This window comes from Mycobacterium sp. ITM-2016-00318 (assembly GCF_002968285.2).
Taxonomy (GTDB): Bacteria; Actinomycetota; Actinomycetes; order Mycobacteriales; family Mycobacteriaceae; genus Mycobacterium.
On the sequence record NZ_CP134400.1, the window covers coordinates 1,087,374 to 1,106,091 of the forward strand.

General features: G+C 64.2%; 26 protein-coding genes and 1 pseudogene. 10 read left to right on the top strand and 17 right to left on the bottom strand.

Going from position 1 to position 18,718, the window contains the following annotated elements:
• Positions 1-105: 105 nt before the first annotated feature.
• Complete coding sequence (locus C6A82_RS05295) at positions 106-960, bottom strand: AraC family transcriptional regulator (protein ID WP_105344963.1); 855 nt, start codon at positions 958-960, stop codon at positions 106-108.
• Positions 961-1,136: 176 nt separating this feature from the next.
• On the opposite strand from C6A82_RS05295, the pseudogene C6A82_RS05300 reads away from it, so the two are divergent.
• Together C6A82_RS05300 and C6A82_RS05305 are read left to right on the top strand one after the other, a co-directional pair.
• Positions 1,137-1,696: pseudogene (locus C6A82_RS05300) on the top strand (class I SAM-dependent methyltransferase).
• A gap of 118 nt (positions 1,697-1,814) precedes the next feature.
• Positions 1,815-2,102 (top strand): GlsB/YeaQ/YmgE family stress response membrane protein, encoded by a 288-nt coding sequence (locus tag C6A82_RS05305; protein WP_105344964.1) that lies wholly within the window; start codon positions 1,815-1,817, stop codon positions 2,100-2,102.
• A 46-nt stretch (positions 2,103-2,148) separates the two neighbouring features.
• Here C6A82_RS05305 and C6A82_RS05310 read toward each other — a convergent pair whose 3' ends face one another.
• Genes C6A82_RS05310 through C6A82_RS05355 form a run of 10 tightly spaced genes read right to left on the bottom strand, consistent with a single transcriptional unit; the run spans position 2,149 to position 7,693 of the window.
• The gene (locus C6A82_RS05310; protein WP_105344966.1) at positions 2,149-2,472 is read right to left on the bottom strand and encodes a gas vesicle protein K; all 324 of its coding nucleotides are present in this window, start codon (positions 2,470-2,472) and stop codon (positions 2,149-2,151) included.
• The gene (locus C6A82_RS05315) at positions 2,469-2,672 is read right to left on the bottom strand and encodes a gas vesicle protein (RefSeq protein WP_105344968.1); all 204 of its coding nucleotides are present in this window, start codon (positions 2,670-2,672) and stop codon (positions 2,469-2,471) included. The genes C6A82_RS05310 and C6A82_RS05315 overlap by 4 nt, the downstream gene beginning before the upstream one ends.
• Positions 2,669-3,454, bottom strand: a complete 786-nt coding sequence (locus tag C6A82_RS05320; RefSeq protein ID WP_105344970.1) for a GvpL/GvpF family gas vesicle protein — start codon at positions 3,452-3,454, stop codon at positions 2,669-2,671. Before C6A82_RS05320 ends, C6A82_RS05315 begins: the two co-directional genes overlap by 4 nt.
• Positions 3,444-3,785: a gas vesicle protein gene (locus tag C6A82_RS05325; RefSeq protein ID WP_105344989.1), complete on the bottom strand. Its 342-nt coding sequence runs from the start codon at positions 3,783-3,785 to the stop codon at positions 3,444-3,446. The genes C6A82_RS05320 and C6A82_RS05325 overlap by 11 nt, the downstream gene beginning before the upstream one ends.
• A 29-nt stretch (positions 3,786-3,814) precedes the next feature.
• Entirely contained in the window at positions 3,815-4,138 is a 324-nt protein-coding gene (gvpO, locus tag C6A82_RS05330; RefSeq protein ID WP_105344990.1) for a gas vesicle protein GvpO, read from the bottom strand.
• A 30-nt stretch (positions 4,139-4,168) separates the two neighbouring features.
• Positions 4,169-4,420 (bottom strand): gas vesicle protein GvpG, encoded by a 252-nt coding sequence (locus tag C6A82_RS05335; RefSeq protein WP_105344971.1) that lies wholly within the window; start codon positions 4,418-4,420, stop codon positions 4,169-4,171.
• A 3-nt stretch (positions 4,421-4,423) separates the two neighbouring features.
• The gene (locus tag C6A82_RS05340) at positions 4,424-5,221 is read right to left on the bottom strand and encodes a GvpL/GvpF family gas vesicle protein (protein ID WP_105344973.1); all 798 of its coding nucleotides are present in this window, start codon (positions 5,219-5,221) and stop codon (positions 4,424-4,426) included.
• Positions 5,218-5,631 carry a gas vesicle protein GvpJ gene (gvpJ, locus tag C6A82_RS05345; RefSeq protein WP_105344974.1) on the bottom strand — a complete coding sequence of 138 codons (414 nt, stop codon included), beginning with the start codon at positions 5,629-5,631 and terminating at the stop codon, positions 5,218-5,220. The genes C6A82_RS05340 and gvpJ overlap by 4 nt, the downstream gene beginning before the upstream one ends.
• Positions 5,628-6,962: an SRPBCC family protein gene (locus C6A82_RS05350; RefSeq protein WP_105344976.1), complete on the bottom strand. Its 1,335-nt coding sequence runs from the start codon at positions 6,960-6,962 to the stop codon at positions 5,628-5,630. The genes gvpJ and C6A82_RS05350 overlap by 4 nt, the downstream gene beginning before the upstream one ends.
• Before the next feature lie 5 nt (positions 6,963-6,967).
• Positions 6,968-7,693, bottom strand: coding sequence for a hypothetical protein (locus C6A82_RS05355; protein ID WP_158261630.1), 726 nt, complete (start codon positions 7,691-7,693; stop codon positions 6,968-6,970).
• 1,170 nt (positions 7,694-8,863) lie between these two features.
• Between C6A82_RS05355 and C6A82_RS05360 the strand changes: the two genes are divergently transcribed.
• Entirely contained in the window at positions 8,864-9,037 is a 174-nt protein-coding gene (locus C6A82_RS05360) for a CsbD family protein (protein ID WP_105344978.1), read from the top strand.
• Between the two features lie 53 nt (positions 9,038-9,090).
• On the opposite strand, the gene C6A82_RS05365 is transcribed toward C6A82_RS05360, so the two are convergent.
• Together C6A82_RS05365 and C6A82_RS05370 are read right to left on the bottom strand one after the other, a co-directional pair.
• Positions 9,091-9,405, bottom strand: coding sequence for a hypothetical protein (locus C6A82_RS05365; RefSeq protein ID WP_105344980.1), 315 nt, complete (start codon positions 9,403-9,405; stop codon positions 9,091-9,093).
• Positions 9,406-9,420: 15 nt separating this feature from the next.
• Entirely contained in the window at positions 9,421-9,627 is a 207-nt protein-coding gene (locus tag C6A82_RS05370) for a hypothetical protein (RefSeq protein ID WP_105344982.1), read from the bottom strand.
• Between the two features lie 102 nt (positions 9,628-9,729).
• Between C6A82_RS05370 and C6A82_RS05375 the strand changes: the two genes are divergently transcribed.
• Both C6A82_RS05375 and C6A82_RS05380 read left to right on the top strand, forming a co-directional pair.
• Positions 9,730-10,557 (top strand): patatin-like phospholipase family protein, encoded by an 828-nt coding sequence (locus C6A82_RS05375; protein ID WP_105344983.1) that lies wholly within the window; start codon positions 9,730-9,732, stop codon positions 10,555-10,557.
• Complete coding sequence (locus C6A82_RS05380) at positions 10,554-11,495, top strand: 1-acyl-sn-glycerol-3-phosphate acyltransferase (protein ID WP_105344985.1); 942 nt, start codon at positions 10,554-10,556, stop codon at positions 11,493-11,495. The genes C6A82_RS05375 and C6A82_RS05380 overlap by 4 nt, the downstream gene beginning before the upstream one ends.
• Before the next feature lie 22 nt (positions 11,496-11,517).
• On the opposite strand, the gene C6A82_RS05385 is transcribed toward C6A82_RS05380, so the two are convergent.
• The 4 genes from C6A82_RS05385 to C6A82_RS05400 are packed head-to-tail and all read right to left on the bottom strand — an operon-like array spanning position 11,518 to position 14,415.
• The gene (locus C6A82_RS05385; RefSeq protein ID WP_311101698.1) at positions 11,518-12,417 is read right to left on the bottom strand and encodes a class I SAM-dependent methyltransferase; all 900 of its coding nucleotides are present in this window, start codon (positions 12,415-12,417) and stop codon (positions 11,518-11,520) included.
• 9 nt (positions 12,418-12,426) lie between these two features.
• On the bottom strand, positions 12,427-12,561 hold the full coding sequence (locus C6A82_RS26915) for a hypothetical protein (protein ID WP_396836781.1): 135 nt from the start codon (positions 12,559-12,561) through the stop codon (positions 12,427-12,429).
• Positions 12,562-12,568: 7 nt separating this feature from the next.
• Positions 12,569-13,468 (bottom strand): class I SAM-dependent methyltransferase, encoded by a 900-nt coding sequence (locus C6A82_RS05395; RefSeq protein ID WP_105343545.1) that lies wholly within the window; start codon positions 13,466-13,468, stop codon positions 12,569-12,571.
• Positions 13,465-14,415 (bottom strand): class I SAM-dependent methyltransferase, encoded by a 951-nt coding sequence (locus C6A82_RS05400; RefSeq protein WP_105343547.1) that lies wholly within the window; start codon positions 14,413-14,415, stop codon positions 13,465-13,467. The genes C6A82_RS05395 and C6A82_RS05400 overlap by 4 nt, the downstream gene beginning before the upstream one ends.
• A 261-nt stretch (positions 14,416-14,676) precedes the next feature.
• Between C6A82_RS05400 and secY the strand changes: the two genes are divergently transcribed.
• From secY to C6A82_RS05425, 5 genes are all read left to right on the top strand, one after another.
• Positions 14,677-16,002 carry a preprotein translocase subunit SecY gene (gene secY, locus C6A82_RS05405; protein WP_105343549.1) on the top strand — a complete coding sequence of 442 codons (1,326 nt, stop codon included), beginning with the start codon at positions 14,677-14,679 and terminating at the stop codon, positions 16,000-16,002.
• Positions 15,999-16,547, top strand: a complete 549-nt coding sequence (locus C6A82_RS05410; protein ID WP_105343551.1) for an adenylate kinase — start codon at positions 15,999-16,001, stop codon at positions 16,545-16,547. The genes secY and C6A82_RS05410 overlap by 4 nt, the downstream gene beginning before the upstream one ends.
• Positions 16,548-16,551: 4 nt before the next feature.
• On the top strand, positions 16,552-17,349 hold the full coding sequence (gene map / locus C6A82_RS05415; RefSeq protein ID WP_105343553.1) for a type I methionyl aminopeptidase: 798 nt from the start codon (positions 16,552-16,554) through the stop codon (positions 17,347-17,349).
• 81 nt (positions 17,350-17,430) lie between these two features.
• Positions 17,431-17,943: a sigma-70 family RNA polymerase sigma factor gene (locus C6A82_RS05420; RefSeq protein ID WP_105343555.1), complete on the top strand. Its 513-nt coding sequence runs from the start codon at positions 17,431-17,433 to the stop codon at positions 17,941-17,943.
• Positions 17,940-18,674 carry an anti-sigma factor gene (locus tag C6A82_RS05425; protein ID WP_105343557.1) on the top strand — a complete coding sequence of 245 codons (735 nt, stop codon included), beginning with the start codon at positions 17,940-17,942 and terminating at the stop codon, positions 18,672-18,674. The genes C6A82_RS05420 and C6A82_RS05425 overlap by 4 nt, the downstream gene beginning before the upstream one ends.
• Positions 18,675-18,718: the final 44 nt, after the last annotated feature.

Here is an 18,718-nt window from a genome sequence, read left to right on the forward strand (position 1 = left end):
CTGGCCGTCGTTTGCGTGCCCATGCAGCGGGGAATCTCCTCTCGCTTGTCAGGACCTGTGGATGGGCGGTGTGCGCGGGGAAACGCTGAGCTTCGCCCGTCGGGACTAGCGGCGCGGTTCACGCCACGTGCGCGGTGACGTGCCGTGCATGCGGCGGAAAATCCGGCTGAAGTAGCCCGGGTCGGGCATACCGACGCGACGTGCGATCTCCGAGATCGGCAATTCGGACTCGGCGAGCAACGCGCGTGCTTCGGCCATCCGGCGCTCTATGATCCACTCCTGCACCGTGCGTCCGGTGCGGCGGCGCACGACCGTGGTCAAGTGCCCTGGAGTCATCGAGACCTCCTGCGCCACGTCGCGGAGCGACAGCGCTTCGCTGTGGCGGCGTTCGATCACCGCGAACACGTCGGCGAGCAGCGGTTCGCCGCTACGCCGGAGATCGTCGACGACGTCGTCCGCCATCCGCGCGATATCGATGAGCAGCAAGGTCAGGTGCGCGAGGATTGCTTGCCGGTATCCGTCCCGCCGAGCGGCCAGTTCGTCTTCCATCGCTTCGATGGCGCCGTTCCACGCTGCGCGCCTGGCTGCAGGCAGTCTCAGTTCCAGCAGACCGCCGGAATGCCCGTGGAGGAACGGGAACAAAAAGGGGTGTGCGCGCCATGCCGCCCACGGTGGCAAGGTGTCCCCACCCACGGCGGCAGGGTCGAAGAACACCCCCACGCCATCGTGGGTGTGGACAACTCGATCAGGATGGAGCACCACACCTGCTGCAGCCACATAGACCAGCGCCGCCTCTGGTGCGTACCACAGGGCCGGAAATGTGTGGATATGACGACCGCGCTCCAGGACGTCGTCATCTCGTGCGCGCACCAGCAGAACCGGAGGTATGTCGACGCCGGTCGGGTACCGATAGGTCGGCACGCCGCCACGGTTTTGCACCAGCGGCGCCGCATCTGCCATGAAGCCGAAGATAGTCCAAGTCTCGCCGATGATCGACCGACTACGTTCCCCTTCTGAAGTTCACCATGGAACACATGACCGAACATCGTCCTGGTACAGCTCGGCGTGACTACCTACCCGCGGCCGGGCGCGATATCTTTCTTCCCGGTTACGACCTGCTGACCCGCCTGATGGGCATGAAGTCGGCCTACGAGACGCTCCTCGCACAGGCCGAATTGGCCGATGGGTTGCGCGTCCTGGAGATCGGTTGTGGCACAGGCAGCGTCACCGTCCATGCGAAAAAGTCCCACCCGGGCGCCGAATTGGTAGGCCTGGATCCGGACCCGCGCGCATTGGCACGCGCGCAACGCAAGGCGGAGGGCCTCAAGGGTATTCGATTCGAACACGGCTACTCCCAGCGACTGCCGTCGCCGCAGGAGAGTTCGATCGTGTCCTGTCGTCGATGATGCTGCACCACCTCGACGAAGAGACGAAGAGGGCGTCGGCTGCAGAGATTCTGCGCGTGCTACGGCCCGGCGGCAGCTTGCACATCGTCGACATCGGCGGACACATGACCTCTGCTGACGGATTCATGGCGCGACGCATGTTGCGCAGCAATCACGCTGCGGGCAACCTCGGCGACGCGATTCCGCGACTTCTGGCTGACGCCGGGTTCGACTGCAGCGAGACTGCCTCGCGGCGGCATCGCTTCGTCGGGCGACTGACGTTCTATCGCGCGATTCGTCCTGTCTCGTGACTGCGCGCGCGACCGCTGGAGTACGGCGAGCGACACTGAGAGACGAACGTTATTGACGCCAGGGTTTGGCCACCCTCCAGCGAGGGTATGTGGTGCACATCACTTATTGGAGGCATTCATGACTGTCACCGGCATCATCAGCGCAATCCTCATCGGATTGGTAATCGGCATTCTGGGCAGGCTTGTCGTCCCCGGCAAGCAGAACATTCCCATCTGGCTGACCATCGTGGTCGGCATCGTCGCGGCGTTCCTTGGTACGGCGCTGGCACGGGCGTTGGGCCTCCCGACCGCCACAAAAGGTATCGATTGGATCGAACTGCTGGTTCAGGTCGTCCTGGCGGCAGTCGGTGTCGCAATCGTGGCAGGGATATACGGACGGCGGAAGTCCGGTCTTACGAGACGTTGACGGACTTCCCACCAGAGCCCGGCTGGCAATGTCAGCCGGGCTCGTTTTATCGGTCCTTCGCCAACAACGGACCGAGTGGGCCCAGATCGATGTTGAGGTCCTCGGGGTCCAGCCCGAAATGCTCGCGCAGCTCGACCATCTTCTCTTCCAACAGCATCAGCGTGGTGCCGATGCGTTCGACTTGCTCATCGTCGAGATCGCCGTGGTCGACCCGCCGGATTGCCTGACGCTCCATCAGTTGGCGGAGCAGTTCGATCAGGGTCAGCACCAGGGTCGCCAGACCCCGTTCGACCGTCTCGGGATCGGCGGTGATGCGATGTCGCGGTGTGGCGACGTCGCGGTTCTCCACTTCTCGGTTCGCCTCGGTCATCGAGGTTGTTCCATTCCCATCTCATCCAGCAGCGTGCCGACCGAGGAGACCAGGGTGCGCAGCGAGATCACGACCAGGTCTACGTCTGCGATGGACAACGTGATGTCTCCACTGATCACGACTCCGCCAGCGAGCACGCGATCCAGGAGGTCGACGAGAGCGACCTCTCTATTGTTGTCCGCAGGCACCATCTCCGTCATGAATGGGCCGCCACATCTCCGGTAAACGAATAGGGCGGCCAGGGCCCGGTGATCTCGAGTTCGATTCCTGGGGTGTCTCTGTCGACGGCTGCCACGAGTGCGGAGAAGGCATCGATGTGGTCCGTATCGACCAGGTAGGTACCGTTGAGCACCGTCCAATCCTTTCGGTCGGACAGGCTCCGATCGGGGGCCGGTTTGCGCTTGCCGTCGACGGCATGGGTCAACAGCCTGCTGTGTATACGTTCGGCGTGTTCGGCGGCGATGCGAAATGCGTCGTCGTTCGCCGCCAATGCCCGTCGTCTGCGCATCAGATACGCCGTACCCGACATCTTCGCGCCCGAGGCTTGTTCGGCCGACTCATCCTGTCCGGCGAGGACTTCGGGGTCGGCAAAGGCTTTTACCCCTAGTTCGGCGCGACCGGTGACATGACGCAGGGCCGTGACGAAGTCACCATGCCGGGCTTGGAGCAACTGGCTCACCCGCTGGTCGTCGAGGTAGACCGTTGCCATGCGCATGGGCACCACGGGGCCGAATCGCGCGATTGCGGCGATCACCGCATCGTGCGCCCGCGCGGTCGCCGCCAACCAGTCGAGGTCCTCCAGATTGCGACGCAGGCCTTCTTCGCCGAACTCGTCGAGCCCGACCGTGCCGACGGCTGCGGTCAGCCCGGCGTCGGTCACCGCTCGGACGGGCTCGCCCGATACGCCGTGGAGCCCGGCGATGCGAGGTAGGGAGCCTTCGCTCTCCAGGACCGCGTACGCCCAGACACCCTCAGTCGACATCCTTGTTCCCCACGGCTTTGCGCCTCACCGCGCGTCGTTGGCCGTTGCCCGCCTCGAGCTCCTCGACCCGTTCCCGTAACCGCTCGTTCTCGAGTTGCAGTTTGGAACTCTTCCCGCTGAGCCAGGGATCGTTCTCCCACCAATCGATTCCGGCTTCCTTCGCCGTTTCCAGCGAGGCGATGACCAACCGGAGCTTGATCGTCAACAGCTCGATGTCGAGCAGATTCACCCGGATGTCACCGGCGATCACGATGCCCGTGTCCAGCACCCTCTCGAGAATGTCAGCGAGGTTCGTCGACTGCCCGGAAGCGGAGCCGCCCACTCGCTGCATCGGAGAGAAGTCGTCGCTGGGACTCAGTGTCACTGCGGACCGCCCCCATTCCCAGTCTGCCCGCGCATATAGCGACGAGTTCGTTGGTATGCCAACATCTCCCCGCTGGAGTCGAGCTCCACCTCATACAAAGCGAGGATGTCGGCCGACGACGGAATGCGCCGATCCTCGACCGTCTCCACCTCGATGATCCAGCCGCCTTCGTCGGTGGGAGTCGCCGAGGTCATGCGAACCGGCTCACCCTCTGTCATCTCCGTGATGTAGTCGCGAACCAGAGCCACGGCTTCGCGAGCCGTCAACGGCCCCTCGGGCTCACGGTCGCGCTGCGACTGTGAGCGGGTGCGTTGAGTCATGTCCCTCATCCCGTCTCGAGCGGAAACTGCCTAGGATTCGTCTTGCGTATCCATTTGTGCAGGAGCCACTCTGGTTTCCAAAATATCCTTCTGAGCCTCCCGCTCCTCTTCAGGCGATACGTCACCTCGCGCGCGCGCTTCCTCGAGTTCTTCCAGTTGCCGCCGTGTGTTGGCTGGGTTGTGAAGTTCCTGCTCGACTTGGCGCTGAATGACTTCGGCAAGCGACATCACGCCGTACACCGGCGCGAGCGGCAGCTTTGCGATGGCAGAGAAAAGCCCCATCGGTCAACCTCCCGGCTTAGCGGTGACAACGAAGTCGTATGCCGCCAGTGGACCGAGCAACCGCAGGCTGAGTAACTCGCCCCACTCCTCGTTCAGCCGATCCACGACATCTTCGAGGTCGGCCTGCCGGTCGACTTCAGCGAGCATCGCGAGGTTCACCGCGTCCCACTCGTGTGTCGGCTCTCGGGAATTCACCTGTTCGACAACACCATCAAGCTCCTCGGCGACCGCGTTGGTGCGCACCTGCCGCTGCTGCTCGAGCACGTTTGCGATGAGCTCACCGAGAGCCATCCGCGAGTTGCGCGAGGCGTCCTCCGGCTTGTCACGGATGTCGTCACGGAGCTGCGCCGCCTCGCTGTTCTCAGACAGCAGCTGTGAGAGAAAGGCCTTCTCGTCGAAACGGGCCTTGATGATGTATTCCGCGTGGCCTTCGAGAGCGTTGAGCGCTTCAGCGAACTCATCATGATGGTCGCGCAGGAGCTCCTGGGCCACCGATTCCTCGTCGGTCATCACGGCACCGAACCGCAGCGGGAGCACTGGTGCGACCCGGGCGGTGCCGTCCAGCAGCCGAGCGTGAGCCTCGAGGTCCTCCGGTCGGCCCAGTGGGTCTCGCGTGGAAATCGAACTCACGAGCGCACCGACATCTCCTGCCCGGATGATGTCGACCTTGGCCGGCGGCTCGCCCACTCCCTTCGCGTTCTTCTGCACCTCGACATCCGCCGGGACCACGCCGTAAACGTAGATGCCGGTGTCATTCTTCGTGCTTTTCGACCGGCTCTTACTGCGTTGTGAGGAAGTCATCTGTCCTCCCGTCGGCTGCGGACCCGTGTCGCTTTCTTGCGTTGCGGCTGTTCCGGATTGAGGATGTCGCCCAGTTTCTCCCCGGCGGCATCGAGCACGCCCTGGGTCTTGCTCTTGGCGGCACCAGATGTCACGTCGTCCACTAATTCCGGCAGGCCGGCCTTCGGATCCTCCTTGCCGATGTCGAGCCGGTTCACGGCGTCGGCGAATCGCATGTAGGTATCGACGCTCGCCACCACGACCCGCGCGTCGATGGTCAGCAATTCGATTCCCACGAGCGAGACACGAACGTAGGCGTCAATGACCAAACCCTTATCCAAGATCGTGTCGACGACGTCGGCCAGGCTGCTCGAACTCGGACCACCGGCGGGTCCACCGCCGCCGCTTGCCGGTTGTATCGCGGTGGTCATGATCGGCCACCCGACTTCGTTGCGGTCCGGCGGCGGGTGCCCGTGCGACTCGAACCGCTTCGGCCAGAAGTGGATCGTGCAGCGCTTCGACTCGATCCTGACCCGCTCGACTTGCGGGCCGATGCGGTGCCGCTGGACTTGCGCGCCGGTTTGGTCGCGCTGGACTTGCGCGCCGGTTTGGTCGCGCTGGACTTGCGGGCCGATGCGGTCCCGCTGGACTTACGGGCCGATGCGGTTGAAGTCGCCTTGCGACCGGATCCGCTGGAGCTACGGGTTGAAGCGCGCCCGTTCGGGCTACGACTCGAAGCGGTTGCCCCCGACTTGCGACGAGAAGTTGCGCCGCTCGACTTGCGGCCGGAGTCCGATCGATCAGCCGTGCGACGTTGGCGGCCCCTTCGCTGCTTGCCGTTCGACGACGGTTGGTCCTCATCGTCGCCCTCGTCGTCCTCGATGTCCTCGTCGGATGACTGTTCCACGACGTCTCCGTCGCGAATCTCGCCCTCCCAGCCCTCTACCTCATCGGGATGGAGCAATGTGTCCGTCATCAACTGGCGCTGAAAGTGCTTCAGCTCCAAGCGGACACGTCGGCCTTGCGCCCGCCACAGGTTGCCGGTCTTCTCGAACAGCCCTTGCGGGTGGTACTCGAGGACCACCACGACGCGAGTGAGGTTGGGCGCCAGTTCGTGGAACGTTACGGCTCCGTCGATGTAGCCCTTGTCCCCCTTCGACCGCCACACGACCCGTTCATTGGGTACCTGCTCGGTGATGGTCGACTCCCAACTGCGGTGTGACAGGAAGATCTGAGCCTTCCACCGCAACTTCTCGTCGGACACCTGCTCGACCTGTTCGAGCTTTTTCATGTACTTCGGCCATTCGGCGAACTGCGTCCACTGCCGATACGTGAGGTCGACAGGCGCCCCGACATCAATGTGCTCGATGATGTTGGTGACCTTGTCCTTCTTGCCGCCCTTGTCTTTGCCCTTCCCGCCCAACAGCGACCCGGCGGCGTCCTTCACCGATCCGGCGGCGTCCTTCACCTTGTCGCCGACGTTGCCGGCGCCTTTCTTGACCATCGACTTGACCGGCGAGGATACGTCCTCCACGCCGGTGACCGCCTCGAGCAGGCCCTTACCGCCACCGTTCTCCGCATAGTCGGACAGACGGTCGGTCGCACTTCCCACGCGGCCCGACATCGAGGACATTGCCCGGTCGGTCACCGTTCCTGCGAGCTGCTGTAGAGCACTCTGCAAGCCTCCCGTTGGCGATGCGCTCTGCGCTGACTTGCTGGCGCGACCGGCTTGTCGTTTGGCTCCGCTGACCGCTTGTGTCATCGCTCTCACCGTCCTCGTCGTGTCGTCGAGCGCGCCGCAGTCCGCTTCGTGGCCCGTGTCGATTTCCTCGGTGTGCTCGATTTCCTTGGTGCGCTCACTCGCCGGGCGGCGCGCCGCCGCGTCACCGGAGGCTCCGGTTCCTCCTCGGGCTCGTCGTCCAGGTCCTCGTCCTCATCCAGGTCCTGCGCTTCGTCGACATCCTCGTCGTCGATATCCGCTTCGTCTGCCTCGTCGACATCCTCGTCGTCGGCCTCGTCGGCCTCGTCCTCGAAGTCTTCGTCGACTTCCTCGACGTCCAGAGGTTCTTCGTCTTCGTCTGCTTCGTCCGCCTCGTCATAGGCGTCGTCTTCGTCGTAGTCGTCCGCAGAACGCTTCCGCCGCCGCTTGCCGCCCAGCAGCCCTCCCACATCGTCGAGGGTGTCGTCGACATCGACCGCTGACGTCACGCCTTGCAGTCGGTCGTTGAGTGATTCGATCTGGCTGGTCGCTGCCGAGAGCGCCGCAGCCCTGCCGGCGTTGAGCAGCTCACCGCGCAGTTGTTCGGTCAACTGGGTCACATCGGCGTTCGCACCGAGCGATTTCAGGCCCTGACCGACGAGCGCAGTGGGACTGGTGGGGAACTTTCCGGTGATGCCGGCCGCCGCCAGCATCAGCGCCAACCGCATTTTCTTCGTACGGCCCAGCATGTATCCGGCGCCTACCGCAAGCGCTACTTTTCCTCCGTTTGACATTTTGGCTTCCTTTCTGCCCGTTGCACCCGTGTAGTTCAGCGGGTCGAGGCCTGAGAATCCGTTGTTAGATCCCCGCCTCTAATACGCATATCGGCGGGCTACCCACTCGTCCATTAATTGAACCAGGAGCGATTTAAGGGTCATATAAACCGAGGCACGGCCAGCCCATGATGAATTCATCCGATCTAGAAGGAGTTCGCTAATCAAGGCAGGACAAACGGTTGGGCACGGCATACATGCGATCTGACGATTGCTAGAGTGCGCTCCGCAGGAAGGAGCGCTTAAACCTACGGCGTGGTAGCTAAACTCGTTGCCCTGTTTAATTAATCTCGTCTTTGAGGAAGTCTCAAATGATGGAAGATAATGTTCAAGATCGTTTGAGGTTAGATATTGCGCACGAACGAAGAATTTATCTTTGCAGTCGGAATGGCCGGTTTGCATCCTCTCTGCTTTCTCCCTCCATTGCTGCCATGATCTTGTCCGCCGGCGTCCCCATAGGCCTTGGCCCACAATTTCCACAGCGGCACGTGATGGCCGGGTCGCTGCTTTGGATTTAACGGGCAATATCCTCACCGTCAATTCCTGCGCGGGATAGATGTCGGTGAGGCGGTCGAACCAACCACCTTCGGCTCGACGGAGTCCACGACGAATTCAGCTGTGTCACAAGTAATTAGAGCTGAAGTCCCAGATGTCTGACGGCACCGCAGGGCCTGGCGGGCGGATCGATGCCTTCGTCGCTTGGTGCGTCGACCGGTCGTTTGCAGCGCCCACGAGACTGTTGCCGGCCCAAGAGTTCTGACGGGATCGACCAAATGTGATCGAGGCCACATTCGCACTCGAAGAACGTTCTGGAACCGGTTGCGAAACTTTGCGGAGCGTCCGGGTCGGCGAACTCCTTGCCTGCTCGACCTAAGCTCGTGGCCTGCGTCGACGCGCTATCTGCACCGCGACGATTAATAGCTCATTGGGTAAATTGTCCCGAGCCTGCTGCGTGTCGGATGCCTGGGTGGAACGTGTTCTCATCGGCAAACCAGACCACCACACAAGGGTGCTGAGTGCTGTGCAGACGGTTGCCGTACGGGCCTGCAGATGTTTTGACGCTGACGTCAATGGAAACCCATTGTGGCAGAGGCTCACACAAGTGAAGCCCACATACAGAGGGAGCGCGAGATGGGCAACGTCGACAAGGCCAAGAACGTCACGCAGAAGGTCTCTGGCAAGGCCAAGCAGACCGCTGGGCGCGCAACCGGCAACCAGCGCATGGAAGACGAGGGCAGCGCCGACCAAGCGAAGGCGGGGGCCAAGCAACGAGGCGAGAAGGCGAAGGACGTCTTCCGCAAGTAGCGTCGAACAGTTTCGAGCAGGCGACGGCCGCGTACTCGCGGCCGTCGTCGCTGTCAGGCGATCTGCTTGCGCATCTTTCGGGCGGCCTTGCGGGTTTGTTTGGTGGTGTCGCCCAGCGCGTCCGATGCCGAGCTCCTGAGCTTGCGGTCCCTCTTCTTCGCGGCCTTGCCGAGCTCATTGACCGGATGCGCCAGCGCACGAGGAAGCATCAGCTGCATGGCATGGCGGTAAAGACGCCCGGCAGTTTTCAGCAGCGGGATGCCCACTGGAAGCAGGATGACGGTGACGCAGAGAACCACACCGACAAGCCCAAGAAGGGAAGCGACGATCCACAGTCCCGCGCCGCCAACTCCACGTAGCAGACGCATGATTGGCCTCCTTCGTCAGGAGAGATGCATCAGGTCGCCGGACAGACCGAGCAGACGCCGCCCCAGTTTCATCACCGGTATCCCAAGTGGAATCAGCAGGATGGTCAGGCACAGCACAAGGCCCACGACCCAGACCAACGAGGCGACGATTCCCAGGACAACACCGGCCACTGCGCCGAGGATGCCCAACGCCACACCGAGCAGACCGTTCAACGCTCGCATGATGACCTCCTTTTCATAAGAGGGAAATACCCCGCACAGAAGATAATTAACCCGTTCGTCAGACGCTTGGGATCTTTTCTGTTGGTTGGGTATACGCCGACAATGACGTGCAACGCCTTCGTCTTGGGCGGGGGCGGCGTGTTGGGAGCCGCCGAGGTCGGAATGGCGCGTGCGCTGTTGGAGGCCGGAGTGCGGCCAGACCTGATTTGCGGCACCTCCGTCGGTGCGATCAACGGCGCGGCCCTCGCCGCCGATCCCACCCCTCAAGGGGCGCAGCGGCTGTTGACGATGTGGCGCGAACTCGGTGGCGGCGGCGTGCTCGACGGGTCGTTGGTCAGTGGGATCGGTCGCCTCGTGTCGCATCGAACCGCGTTGCACGGCAACGCGAAGCTGCGACACGTGTTGCACGACGGCTTGCCGGTGAAAAGGTTCGAGGATCTCGCCGTCCCGTTCGAGTGTGTTGCTGCCAGCATCGAACGCGCCCGCGAAAAATGGTTCAGCAGCGGAGATCTGGTTGAACCGGTGCTGGCGTCCTGTGCGCTGCCCGGCGTCTTCCCGCCGGTGCGGATCGGTGGGGAGCACTATTACGACGGCGGCCTTGTCAACAGCATCCCGCTGGACCGGGCAGTGACGGGTGGCGCGGACACCATTTGGGTTTTACACGTCGGACGCGTGGAAGAAGACCTTGCCGCACCACGGTTCCTGTGGGAGGTCGGGTTCGTCGCATTCGAGATCTCGCGGAGGCATCGATTCTTCAGTGATCTCGAACGGGTGAGCTCGCAGGTGACCGTTCATGTACTTCCGACAGGGTTGCCGCGGCGTCCCTCCTCGACGTGGTCGAACTTGCGATACCGCGATGCGCGCCGTATCGCCGGACGCGCTGAACTGGCGTATTGCGCCACCCTCGAATATCTCGAGGCACAACGATGACCGCATTGCGCCGGGCGATCACCATGCCGCTGATGGCCATTGTGATGGTGTCCTTGCTTGCGCTTGGTCCGGTGTTGCTGCTCGGGTCAGGTGTGGTCGCGATCGCGGTGCGATCAAGTCGACCCCCGCGCACCGTCGCCTTGACGATGGCGTACGCATTGATTGAATTGCGCGCAATGACGCAGGTGCTGCGCGGGAACCGTGATTGCGACCAGATGGTGCACGATTTCTTGGTTTCCGCTGAGGTCGCCGTCCGCCGGATCCTAGACGTGGAGGTCGTCCTCGAGCCGGGCTCGGCCACGCCGGACGCGACGCCGCGCGACGTGCCGCTGATCGTTCTGTCCCGACATTGCGGCCCCGGGGACAGCGTCCTCGTCGCCTGGTTGTTGGCCATCCGGTACAGGATGCAGTTGAGGGTGGTGCTCAAGGCGGTTCTTCGGTGTGAGCCTCTACTCGATCTGGCCGGCGATTGGGGTTGCCTGTGCTTCCTCGCAAGGGGTGATCGGGCACGCACACAGATTCGTCTACTGGCGGAATCCCTGACGGGCGGCCAGGCGATGCTGTTGTTTCCGGAGGGCGCCAACTTCAGTTGGCCGCGATGGCGCGACGCGATTCACAGACTGCGATCGACCGGCAACCTGCGGGCGGCGGGCAGAGCCCTGAGGCAGTCCCACACACTGCCGCCGCGCAGTGGCGGCGCTGCGGCTGCGGTAGCAGGCGCGCCGAACGCCAACTTGCTCGTGCTGACTCACAACGGCTTCTGTGCCGACGGCCGCGCCCGCCCTTGGTGGCAACTTCCAGTTCACCGGCAACTGCTTGTTCGCACCGTCGTGGTGCCGGCCATTGAGGTGCCACCGCCGCAGGAACTGGCACGCTGGCTGGATCGCACCTGGACTCGGGTCGATACCTGGGTCGCCGCGCACGCCGAGCAGCCGTGAACGTCGTGGGCGTTGTTAGGAGTCAGCGTTTGATGGCTGTCACGTAGCTGAAGTCGGTGAAGAAGCCCAGCGCGTCGTCCTCCGGGAACTCGAAACGGTTGGCGGCGTAGGCATCCTGCATACCTTGCGCCGAAACGTCCCAGCCGTGGCCGGTGAGAAAGTCCAGAACATCACTGCGCTCGCCGTGGTAGATGAGATCGCCCATCTCGAAGTCGTGCCCGTATGTCTTCAGCCGGTCGGTGATCTCCTTGGCCCGACCATCGGAGAACATGGACACGTCCGGAATGTGTTCGGTGGCGACTCGGCTGCCCGCCGCGCTGAGCTCGGTGATCCTGTCGAACAGCAGGTCTTGCGCCTCGGGCGGCAGATAGATCAACAGGCCCTCGGCCCTCCACGCGGTCGGCCGGCCGGGGTCGAACCCGTTGTCCAGCAATGCCTTCGGCCAGTCCTCACGCAGATCGATGGCGACGGTGCGTCGATCCGCCGTCGGATGTGCGCCCAAGTCGGCCAGGGTGCGCGATTTGAACTCGATCACCTCCGGCTGATCGACCTCGTAGAGGACGGTCCCGTCCGGCCACGGCAGCCGGTAGGCGCGCGCGTCCAGCCCTGACGCCAGAATGACCGCCTGCCGCACGCCTGCGTCGACGGCATCGGTGAACAGCCCGTCGAAGTGCCGGGTGCGTACCGCCATACCTTCGGCGGCGCGTCGCCGGTTGAACCGGGGATCGACGTCCTCGAAGTCGAATTCGCCGTCGAGGGCGCGGCTGAAGAAGTCGAGCCCGACGGCGCGCACCAACGGCTCGGCGTACGGATCGTCGATCAGGCCCTCGCGGTCGGCCAGCACCCGCTGCGCGGCCACCATGGTGGCGGTGGCGCCGACGCTGGACGCCAGGTCCCACGAGTCGTTGTCAGTGCGGGCCATGGTGCTCCTCTACAGAATCGCCGTGAGGTATCCGGAGTCGCCGATGAGGTCGAGGAAGGCAACCGCCCGCGACGCCGCGACCGCGGTCGCGGTGGCGCCCACGCTCGAGGCGAGACCCCAGCTGTCGTTGTCTGTCCGTGCCATTGACGTCCTACTGTCGTGTTGCGGTGATGGCGAGCGAGCCCCGCATAGGTGCGAGCCCTTCGTCGTCAGGGAAGTGTCGTCCGTACTCGGCGAACATCTCGGCCCTGTTGCGGGCACTCACCTGCCAGCCGTGATCGGTCAGGTAGTCGACGACGGGACGGCGCTCGCCCGGATAGAACAGCTCCGCGAGGTTCAGGTCGAACCCGTGTTTGCGCCACCGCTCCCGGAAGGCTTCCGCCCGCTGACCGATGCTGGCGCCCGCATCCGGGTGATATTCGGTGGCGAGCCGGCTGCCCGGCGCCGAGAGGGCCGTGATGTCGTCGAAGAGGCGGTCCTGAGCATCCGGCGGCAGGTAGACCAGCAGCCCCTCAGCTGACCATGCCGTGGGCTTGTCATCGTCGAAACCGTTGCGGCGCAGTGCGTCAGGCCAGTCCTCACGCAGATCGATTCTCACCGCGCGGCGGGTCGCCGTCGGCTCGGCGCCGATCGACGCCATCGTCGAGTCCTTGAACTCGATCACCTTGGGCTGGTCGATTTCGTAGACGACGGTGCCCGTGGGCCACCGCAGCCGGTACGCGCGGGCATCAAGGCCGGCGGCCAGGATCACAGCCTGGTCTATGCCCGACTCCGTCGCGTCGAGGAAGAAGTCGTCGAAGAAACGGGTCCGCACCGCCATCACGGTGGTGATGAGCCGGGTGGCGCCGTCGTCGTCGGCGGCGCTGAACTCACCGTCGAGCATCCGGTCGAAGAAGTCCAGGCCGACCGCCCGAACCAGCGGCTCCGCGAATGGATCGTCGATGAGCGCGTCGGGTTCCCTGCTGGCCATCGCGCGCGCCGCGGCGACCATGGTGGCGGTGGCGCCGACGCTGGACGCGATGTCCCAGCTGTCTGCCTCGGCCCTCGTCATGGCTTTGGGCCTTTTCGCTCACCACCGCCGAAGGTGCCGCTGACATAGCGCATCTCCGCGAACATCGTGTCGCTGTCGAACGGCGGGTATCCGTGCTCGGTCAACAGGTCGTTGATGTTGCTGCCGTTCATCGTCCAGCCGTGCTCCGCCAGGTACGCCGCGGGCTCGCTGCGGTCACCAAGGTAGACAAGGTTGGCCCAGTCGAGGCCGTAGCCGTGTTCGCGCCACCGCATTGCGGACTGCTCCATCTTCTCCTTCGCCTCGTCGACGTCAGAGTGATCTATGGGCGGTGCGCTCTCGGTGGCCAGCCGGCTCCCGGGGGCACTCAGCTCGGTGATGGTGTCAAGCAGCTTGTCCTGGGCCTCGGGCGGCAGGTATCCCAGCAATCCCTCGGCGCTCCACGCCGTCGGCGTCGCGGGGTCGAACCCCGCCGCCGTCAATGCCGAAGGCCAGTCGAACCGAAGGTCGACCGCCACCACGCGGCGCTCGGCGGTGGGCTCGGCGCCGATGTCGGCGAGCGCCCGCGTCTTGAAGGCGATGACCTCGGGCTGGTCCACCTCGAACACCACCGTGCCCGCAGGCCACTGCAGCCGGTATGCCTGCGAATCGAGGCCCGACGCCAGGATCACGGCCTGTCGGATGCCCGCGGCCGTCGCGTCGAGGAAGAAGTCGTCGAAGAACTTCGTCCGGACGGCCATGTTGTCGACCATTCGGTCAAGGCCCGCGTTCTTGTCGTCGTCGATGTCGAACGCCGACGGGTCGAGCTCGCCGGTGGCGAGCCGGGTGAAAACGTCGACGCCGACGGCGCGTACCAGCGGTTCGGCATAGGGGTCGCTGATCAACGCGCCATCGATCCTGGTCACCATCGCCCGCGCCGCGGCCACCATCGTCGCGGTCGCCCCTACGCTCGAGGCCAGATCCCAGCTGTCGTCGTCGGTCCGAGCCATGTGAGAAACCCCTGTCCGTCGATTACTTAGCTGATCTAACGAGCCGCCAGCGACTGTACGCCTCGAATCGCCAAAGGTCGTCTGACCTCAGTGCCAGCCACCAGCGGATGCGGGATCGACACCGGCCAACTGTTACTCTCGTAGACTGCGCGACTTCGCAGGCTGGGTGCCTGCCGAGGCTCGCCAACTGACTTGACCACGCTGGTACGGACCAGCCCATTTAGCACGCCGCGATAAGAGCCCGGCTGCGCAGGAGGAAGAGTGCTTTCGGCTTTCATCTCATCGCTGCGAACGGCTGACCTCCGGCGCAAGATCCTTTTCACGCTTGCGATCCTGATCCTGTACCGGATCGGCGCGTCGATCCCGTCGCCGGGTGTCAACTACCCCAACGTCCAGAAGTGCATCACGCAACTCAGCGGCGGCGACTCGGCGCAGATCTACTCCCTGATCAACCTGTTCTCCGGCGGCGCGCTGCTGCAGCTGGCGGTTTTCGCGATCGGCATCATGCCTTACATCACCGCGAGCATCATCGTGCAGCTGCTCGGCGTGGTGATCCCGCGCTTCGAGGAGCTGCGAAAAGAGGGTCAGGCGGGGCAGGCCAAGCTCACCCAGTACACCCGCTACCTGTCGATCGCTCTGGCGTTGCTCCAGTCCACCAGCATCGTGGCGCTGGCCGCCAACGGCGGACTGCTACAGGGCTGCTCCCTCGACATCATCCAGGACTCGTCCATCTTCACCCTCGCCGTCATCGTCATCGTGATGACCGCGGGCGCGGCGCTGGTGATGTGGATGGGCGAGCTGATCCAGGAGCGCGGCATCGGCAACGGCATGTCGCTGCTGATCTTCGCCAGCATCGCGGCCCGCATCCCCTCTGAGGGCAAGAACATCCTCGACAGCCGCGGCCCGGTCGTCTTCACGGCGGTATGCGTCGCCGCGCTGATCATCATCGTCGGCGTCGTCTTCGTCGAGCAGGGCCAGCGCCGCATCCCGGTTCAGTACGCCAAGCGCATGGTCGGACGCAAGATGTACGGCGGCACCTCGACGTATCTGCCGCTGAAGGTCAACCAGGCCGGCGTCATCCCGGTGATCTTCGGGTCCTCGCTCATCTACATCCCGCACTTGATCACCCAGCTGATCCAGAGCGGGAAGACCACCCCGGGTACAGGCTGGTGGGAAAAATTCGTGGCGAACCACCTGACCAACCCGTCGAGCCCGTCCTACATCGCCATCTATTTCGGCCTGATCGTCTTCTTCACCTACTTCTACGTGTCGGTGCAGTTCAACGTCGACGAGCGCGCTGACGAGATGAAGAAGTACGGCGGCTTCATCCCCGGCATCCGGCCCGGCAAGCCGACCGCCGACTACCTGCGCTTCGTGCTCAACCGGATCACCCTTCCCGGTTCGATCTACCTGGGCGTCATCGCCGTTCTGCCGAACCTGTTCCTCGAGATCGGCAACACCGGCGGTGTCCAGAACATACCGTTCGGCGGCACGGCGGTTCTGATCATGGTTGGCGTCGGGTTGGATACGGTCAAGCAGATCGAGAGCCAGCTGATGCAACGCAACTACGAAGGGTTCCTGAAGTGAGGGTGGTACTGCTCGGGCCGCCGGGGGCGGGCAAAGGGACGCAGGCTCAGAAGCTGTCCGAGAAGCTCGGCATCCCGCAGATCTCCACAGGCGACCTCTTCCGCGAGAACATCAGCTCCGGCACCCCGTTGGGCCTGGAGGCCAAGCGCTACCTGGACGCAGGCGACCTCGTGCCCTCAGAGCTGACCAACAAGCTGGTCGAGGACCGCATCGAGCAGCCGGACGCCGTCGACGGCTTCATCCTCGACGGCTACCCGCGCTCGGTCGAGCAGGCACAGGCCCTCGACGACATGCTCAAGAACCACGACACCAAGCTCGACGCCGTGCTGGAGTTCTCGGTCTCCGAGGAGGAGCTCTTCACACGGCTCCAGGCCCGCGGTCGCGCCGACGACACCGAAGAGGTCATCCACAACCGGATGAAGGTGTACGCCGACGAGACCAGGCCGCTGCTCGAGTACTACAGCCGCAACAACCTGCAGACCGTCGACGCGGTCGGCGGGCTCGACGAGGTCTTCGCCCGCGCGCTGCGCGCTCTGGGCAAGTAGGAAGATGGTCACCCTGCCGGGGCTGCGAACCCGCAAGGTGGTCGAGCCCCGCACACCCGGTGAGCTCGACGCGATGGCAGTGGCCGGCTCGGTGGTCGCGTCCGCGCTGAAGGCGGTGCACGAGGCCGCGGCGCCCGGTGTGTCCACCCTCGAGCTCGACACGATCGCCGAATCGGTGATCCGCCACGCCGGCGGCACCCCGTCCTTCCTCGGATATCACGGCTTCCCCGCCACCATCTGCTCGTCGGTGAACAACCGCGTCGTGCACGGCATCCCTTCGGCCGACGAGGCACTGGCGGACGGTGACCTGGTGTCCATCGACTGCGGCGCGATCGTCGACGGCTGGCACGGCGACTCGGCCATCACCTTCGGAGTCGGGCACTTGATCCCGGTCGACGAGGCGCTGTCGGCAGCCACCAGAGAGTCGATGGAGGCGGGAATCGCGGCGATGGTGCCCGGCAACCGCCTCACCGACGTCTCGCACGCCATCGAGAACGGCACCAGGGCCGCGGAGCAGCGCTACGACCGCAGATTCGGCATCGTCGCCGGGTACGGCGGCCACGGCATCGGCCGACGCATGCACATGGATCCCTTCCTGCCCAACGAGGGCCAGCCCGGCCGCGGGCCCTACCTGGTTGCCGGCTCGGTGCTGGCCATCGAACCGATGCTGACCCTCGGCACCACCAAGACGGTGGAGCTGGACGACGGGTGGACTGTCGTCACCGCTGACGGGACCCGCGCCGCCCACTGGGAACACACCGTGGCGGTCACCGATGACGGGCCTCGCATCCTGACCCGTTAGATCGGCGGATTTTCTTCGCTGTTTGGTCAAAACCTGTGAACCGGATCGACCTCGGCCTCGTAATAACGAGGGAGGTGGTGAATGGACGATCCCGAGGTCGCCTTGATGCGTCTGCTCTATCAGGAGCACGGCGCAGCCCTGTGGCGCTATGCCGTGCGGCTCACCGCGGATCCGGCCCGAGCAGAGGATGTGGTGCAGGAAACGTTGCTGCGAGCATGGCAGCATCCAGAAGTCACAGACGGCGACCGGTCGGCGAGGGCCTGGCTGTTCACCGTCGCCCGAAATATGATCATCGACGAGCGGCGCAGCGCGCGGTTTCGCAGCGAGTCCGGAACCCCGGACATCGAGAAAACCCACGATCGCGCCGGCCCTGATGAGGTGGATTCCGCCTTGGACCGAATGTTGTTGAGCGGCGCCCTGGCACAGCTGTCTCCAGACCACCGGGCGGTGATCAAGCGGTCGTACTACCAGGGCTGGACGACCGCACAGATCGCCGCCGACCTAGACGTTGCCGAAGGCACCGTGAAATCGAGGTTGCATTACGCCGTTCGGGCGTTGCGCCTCACTCTGCAGGAAATGGGGGTGACCCGATGACGCAACCAGTAAAGCGCGACGACGATTTGCACGGCGATGACCCGTACGCGATGTGGGACGCGGCCTACGTCCTTGGCTCGCTGTCGGGGGCGCAGCGGCAGGAGTTCGAGGCACACCTCGCCACCTGCCCCCGGTGCAGCACTGCCGTCGCGGAACTGAGCGGCATCCCGGCCTTGTTGGCACAGCTGACCGCCGAGGAAGTGCAAGCGCTCGACGATCCCGCGACCAAAGAACCGCCGCTTCGTCCCGAAGTGCTCGACACGTTACTGGCCAAGGTGGAGTGGCGACGCCGCCGCACCCGCAGGATCAGTGTCATCACGCTGGCCGCCGCCGCTGCGGTGCTGGCCGTCGCGCTCGTGATCGGAATCCTTCCCGGCATTCGCGGGCAGGGCGGTGACGATGGGCCGATGGCTTCGGAAGTGACGATGAGCAAGGTCGCGCAAACGCCGATCAATGCCACGGTCACCTTGACCGGCTTCGGCTGGGGCACCCGGGTGGACATGGTCTGCACCTACGGCGACTATGCCAGCCGAGGCGAGGCGACCACAGAGAATCTGTCGATGGTTCTGTTGAACCACAACGGAACGCAGAGCGAAGTCGCCACCTGGGTCGGTGTTAACGGTGCTACGGCGTTGCCGAGCGGCAATACAACGATGCAAAAAGATCAGATCAAATCCGTTCAGCTTGTCGACACGGATACCAGAGCGGTGCTGTTGCAATCAGACCTGTGAGTCGGTCACTGGTTGAACCGGGGCCACGCACGGGTCGTGTCATT

Excerpts from the sequence above, each read along its gene's own strand:
- gvpJ (WP_105344974.1), bottom strand. The coding sequence starts at position 5,631 with ATGACCACCGCGATACAACCGGCAAGCGGCGGCGGTGGACCCGCCGGT.
- C6A82_RS05370 (WP_105344982.1), bottom strand. The coding sequence starts at position 9,627 with ATGCGAGCGTTGAACGGTCTGCTCGGTGTGGCGTTGGGCATCCTCGGC.
- C6A82_RS05385 (WP_311101698.1), bottom strand. The coding sequence starts at position 12,417 with ATGGCCCGCACTGACAACGACTCGTGGGACCTGGCGTCCAGCGTCGGC.
- C6A82_RS05310 (WP_105344966.1), bottom strand. The coding sequence starts at position 2,472 with ATGACCGAGGCGAACCGAGAAGTGGAGAACCGCGACGTCGCCACACCG.
- C6A82_RS05355 (WP_158261630.1), bottom strand. The coding sequence starts at position 7,693 with ATGTCAAACGGAGGAAAAGTAGCGCTTGCGGTAGGCGCCGGATACATG.
- C6A82_RS05395 (WP_105343545.1), bottom strand. The coding sequence starts at position 13,468 with ATGACGAGGGCCGAGGCAGACAGCTGGGACATCGCGTCCAGCGTCGGC.
- C6A82_RS05320 (WP_105344970.1), bottom strand. The coding sequence starts at position 3,454 with ATGTCGACTGAGGGTGTCTGGGCGTACGCGGTCCTGGAGAGCGAAGGC.
- C6A82_RS05340 (WP_105344973.1), bottom strand. The coding sequence starts at position 5,221 with ATGACTTCCTCACAACGCAGTAAGAGCCGGTCGAAAAGCACGAAGAAT.
- C6A82_RS05425 (WP_105343557.1), top strand. The coding sequence starts at position 17,940 with ATGACGCAACCAGTAAAGCGCGACGACGATTTGCACGGCGATGACCCG.
- C6A82_RS05305 (WP_105344964.1), top strand. The coding sequence starts at position 1,815 with ATGACTGTCACCGGCATCATCAGCGCAATCCTCATCGGATTGGTAATC.
- C6A82_RS05400 (WP_105343547.1), bottom strand. The coding sequence starts at position 14,415 with ATGGCTCGGACCGACGACGACAGCTGGGATCTGGCCTCGAGCGTAGGG.
- C6A82_RS05365 (WP_105344980.1), bottom strand. The coding sequence starts at position 9,405 with ATGCGTCTGCTACGTGGAGTTGGCGGCGCGGGACTGTGGATCGTCGCT.
- C6A82_RS05375 (WP_105344983.1), top strand. The coding sequence starts at position 9,730 with ATGACGTGCAACGCCTTCGTCTTGGGCGGGGGCGGCGTGTTGGGAGCC.
- map (WP_105343553.1), top strand. The coding sequence starts at position 16,552 with ATGGTCACCCTGCCGGGGCTGCGAACCCGCAAGGTGGTCGAGCCCCGC.
- C6A82_RS05295 (WP_105344963.1), bottom strand. The coding sequence starts at position 960 with ATGGCAGATGCGGCGCCGCTGGTGCAAAACCGTGGCGGCGTGCCGACC.
- C6A82_RS05380 (WP_105344985.1), top strand. The coding sequence starts at position 10,554 with ATGACCGCATTGCGCCGGGCGATCACCATGCCGCTGATGGCCATTGTG.
- C6A82_RS26915 (WP_396836781.1), bottom strand. The coding sequence starts at position 12,561 with ATGGCACGGACAGACAACGACAGCTGGGGTCTCGCCTCGAGCGTGGGC.
- C6A82_RS05420 (WP_105343555.1), top strand. The coding sequence starts at position 17,431 with ATGGACGATCCCGAGGTCGCCTTGATGCGTCTGCTCTATCAGGAGCAC.
- C6A82_RS05360 (WP_105344978.1), top strand. The coding sequence starts at position 8,864 with ATGGGCAACGTCGACAAGGCCAAGAACGTCACGCAGAAGGTCTCTGGC.
- gvpO (WP_105344990.1), bottom strand. The coding sequence starts at position 4,138 with ATGACTCAACGCACCCGCTCACAGTCGCAGCGCGACCGTGAGCCCGAG.
- C6A82_RS05325 (WP_105344989.1), bottom strand. The coding sequence starts at position 3,785 with ATGCAGCGAGTGGGCGGCTCCGCTTCCGGGCAGTCGACGAACCTCGCT.
- C6A82_RS05335 (WP_105344971.1), bottom strand. The coding sequence starts at position 4,420 with ATGGGGCTTTTCTCTGCCATCGCAAAGCTGCCGCTCGCGCCGGTGTAC.
- C6A82_RS05350 (WP_105344976.1), bottom strand. The coding sequence starts at position 6,962 with ATGACACAAGCGGTCAGCGGAGCCAAACGACAAGCCGGTCGCGCCAGC.
- C6A82_RS05315 (WP_105344968.1), bottom strand. The coding sequence starts at position 2,672 with ATGACGGAGATGGTGCCTGCGGACAACAATAGAGAGGTCGCTCTCGTC.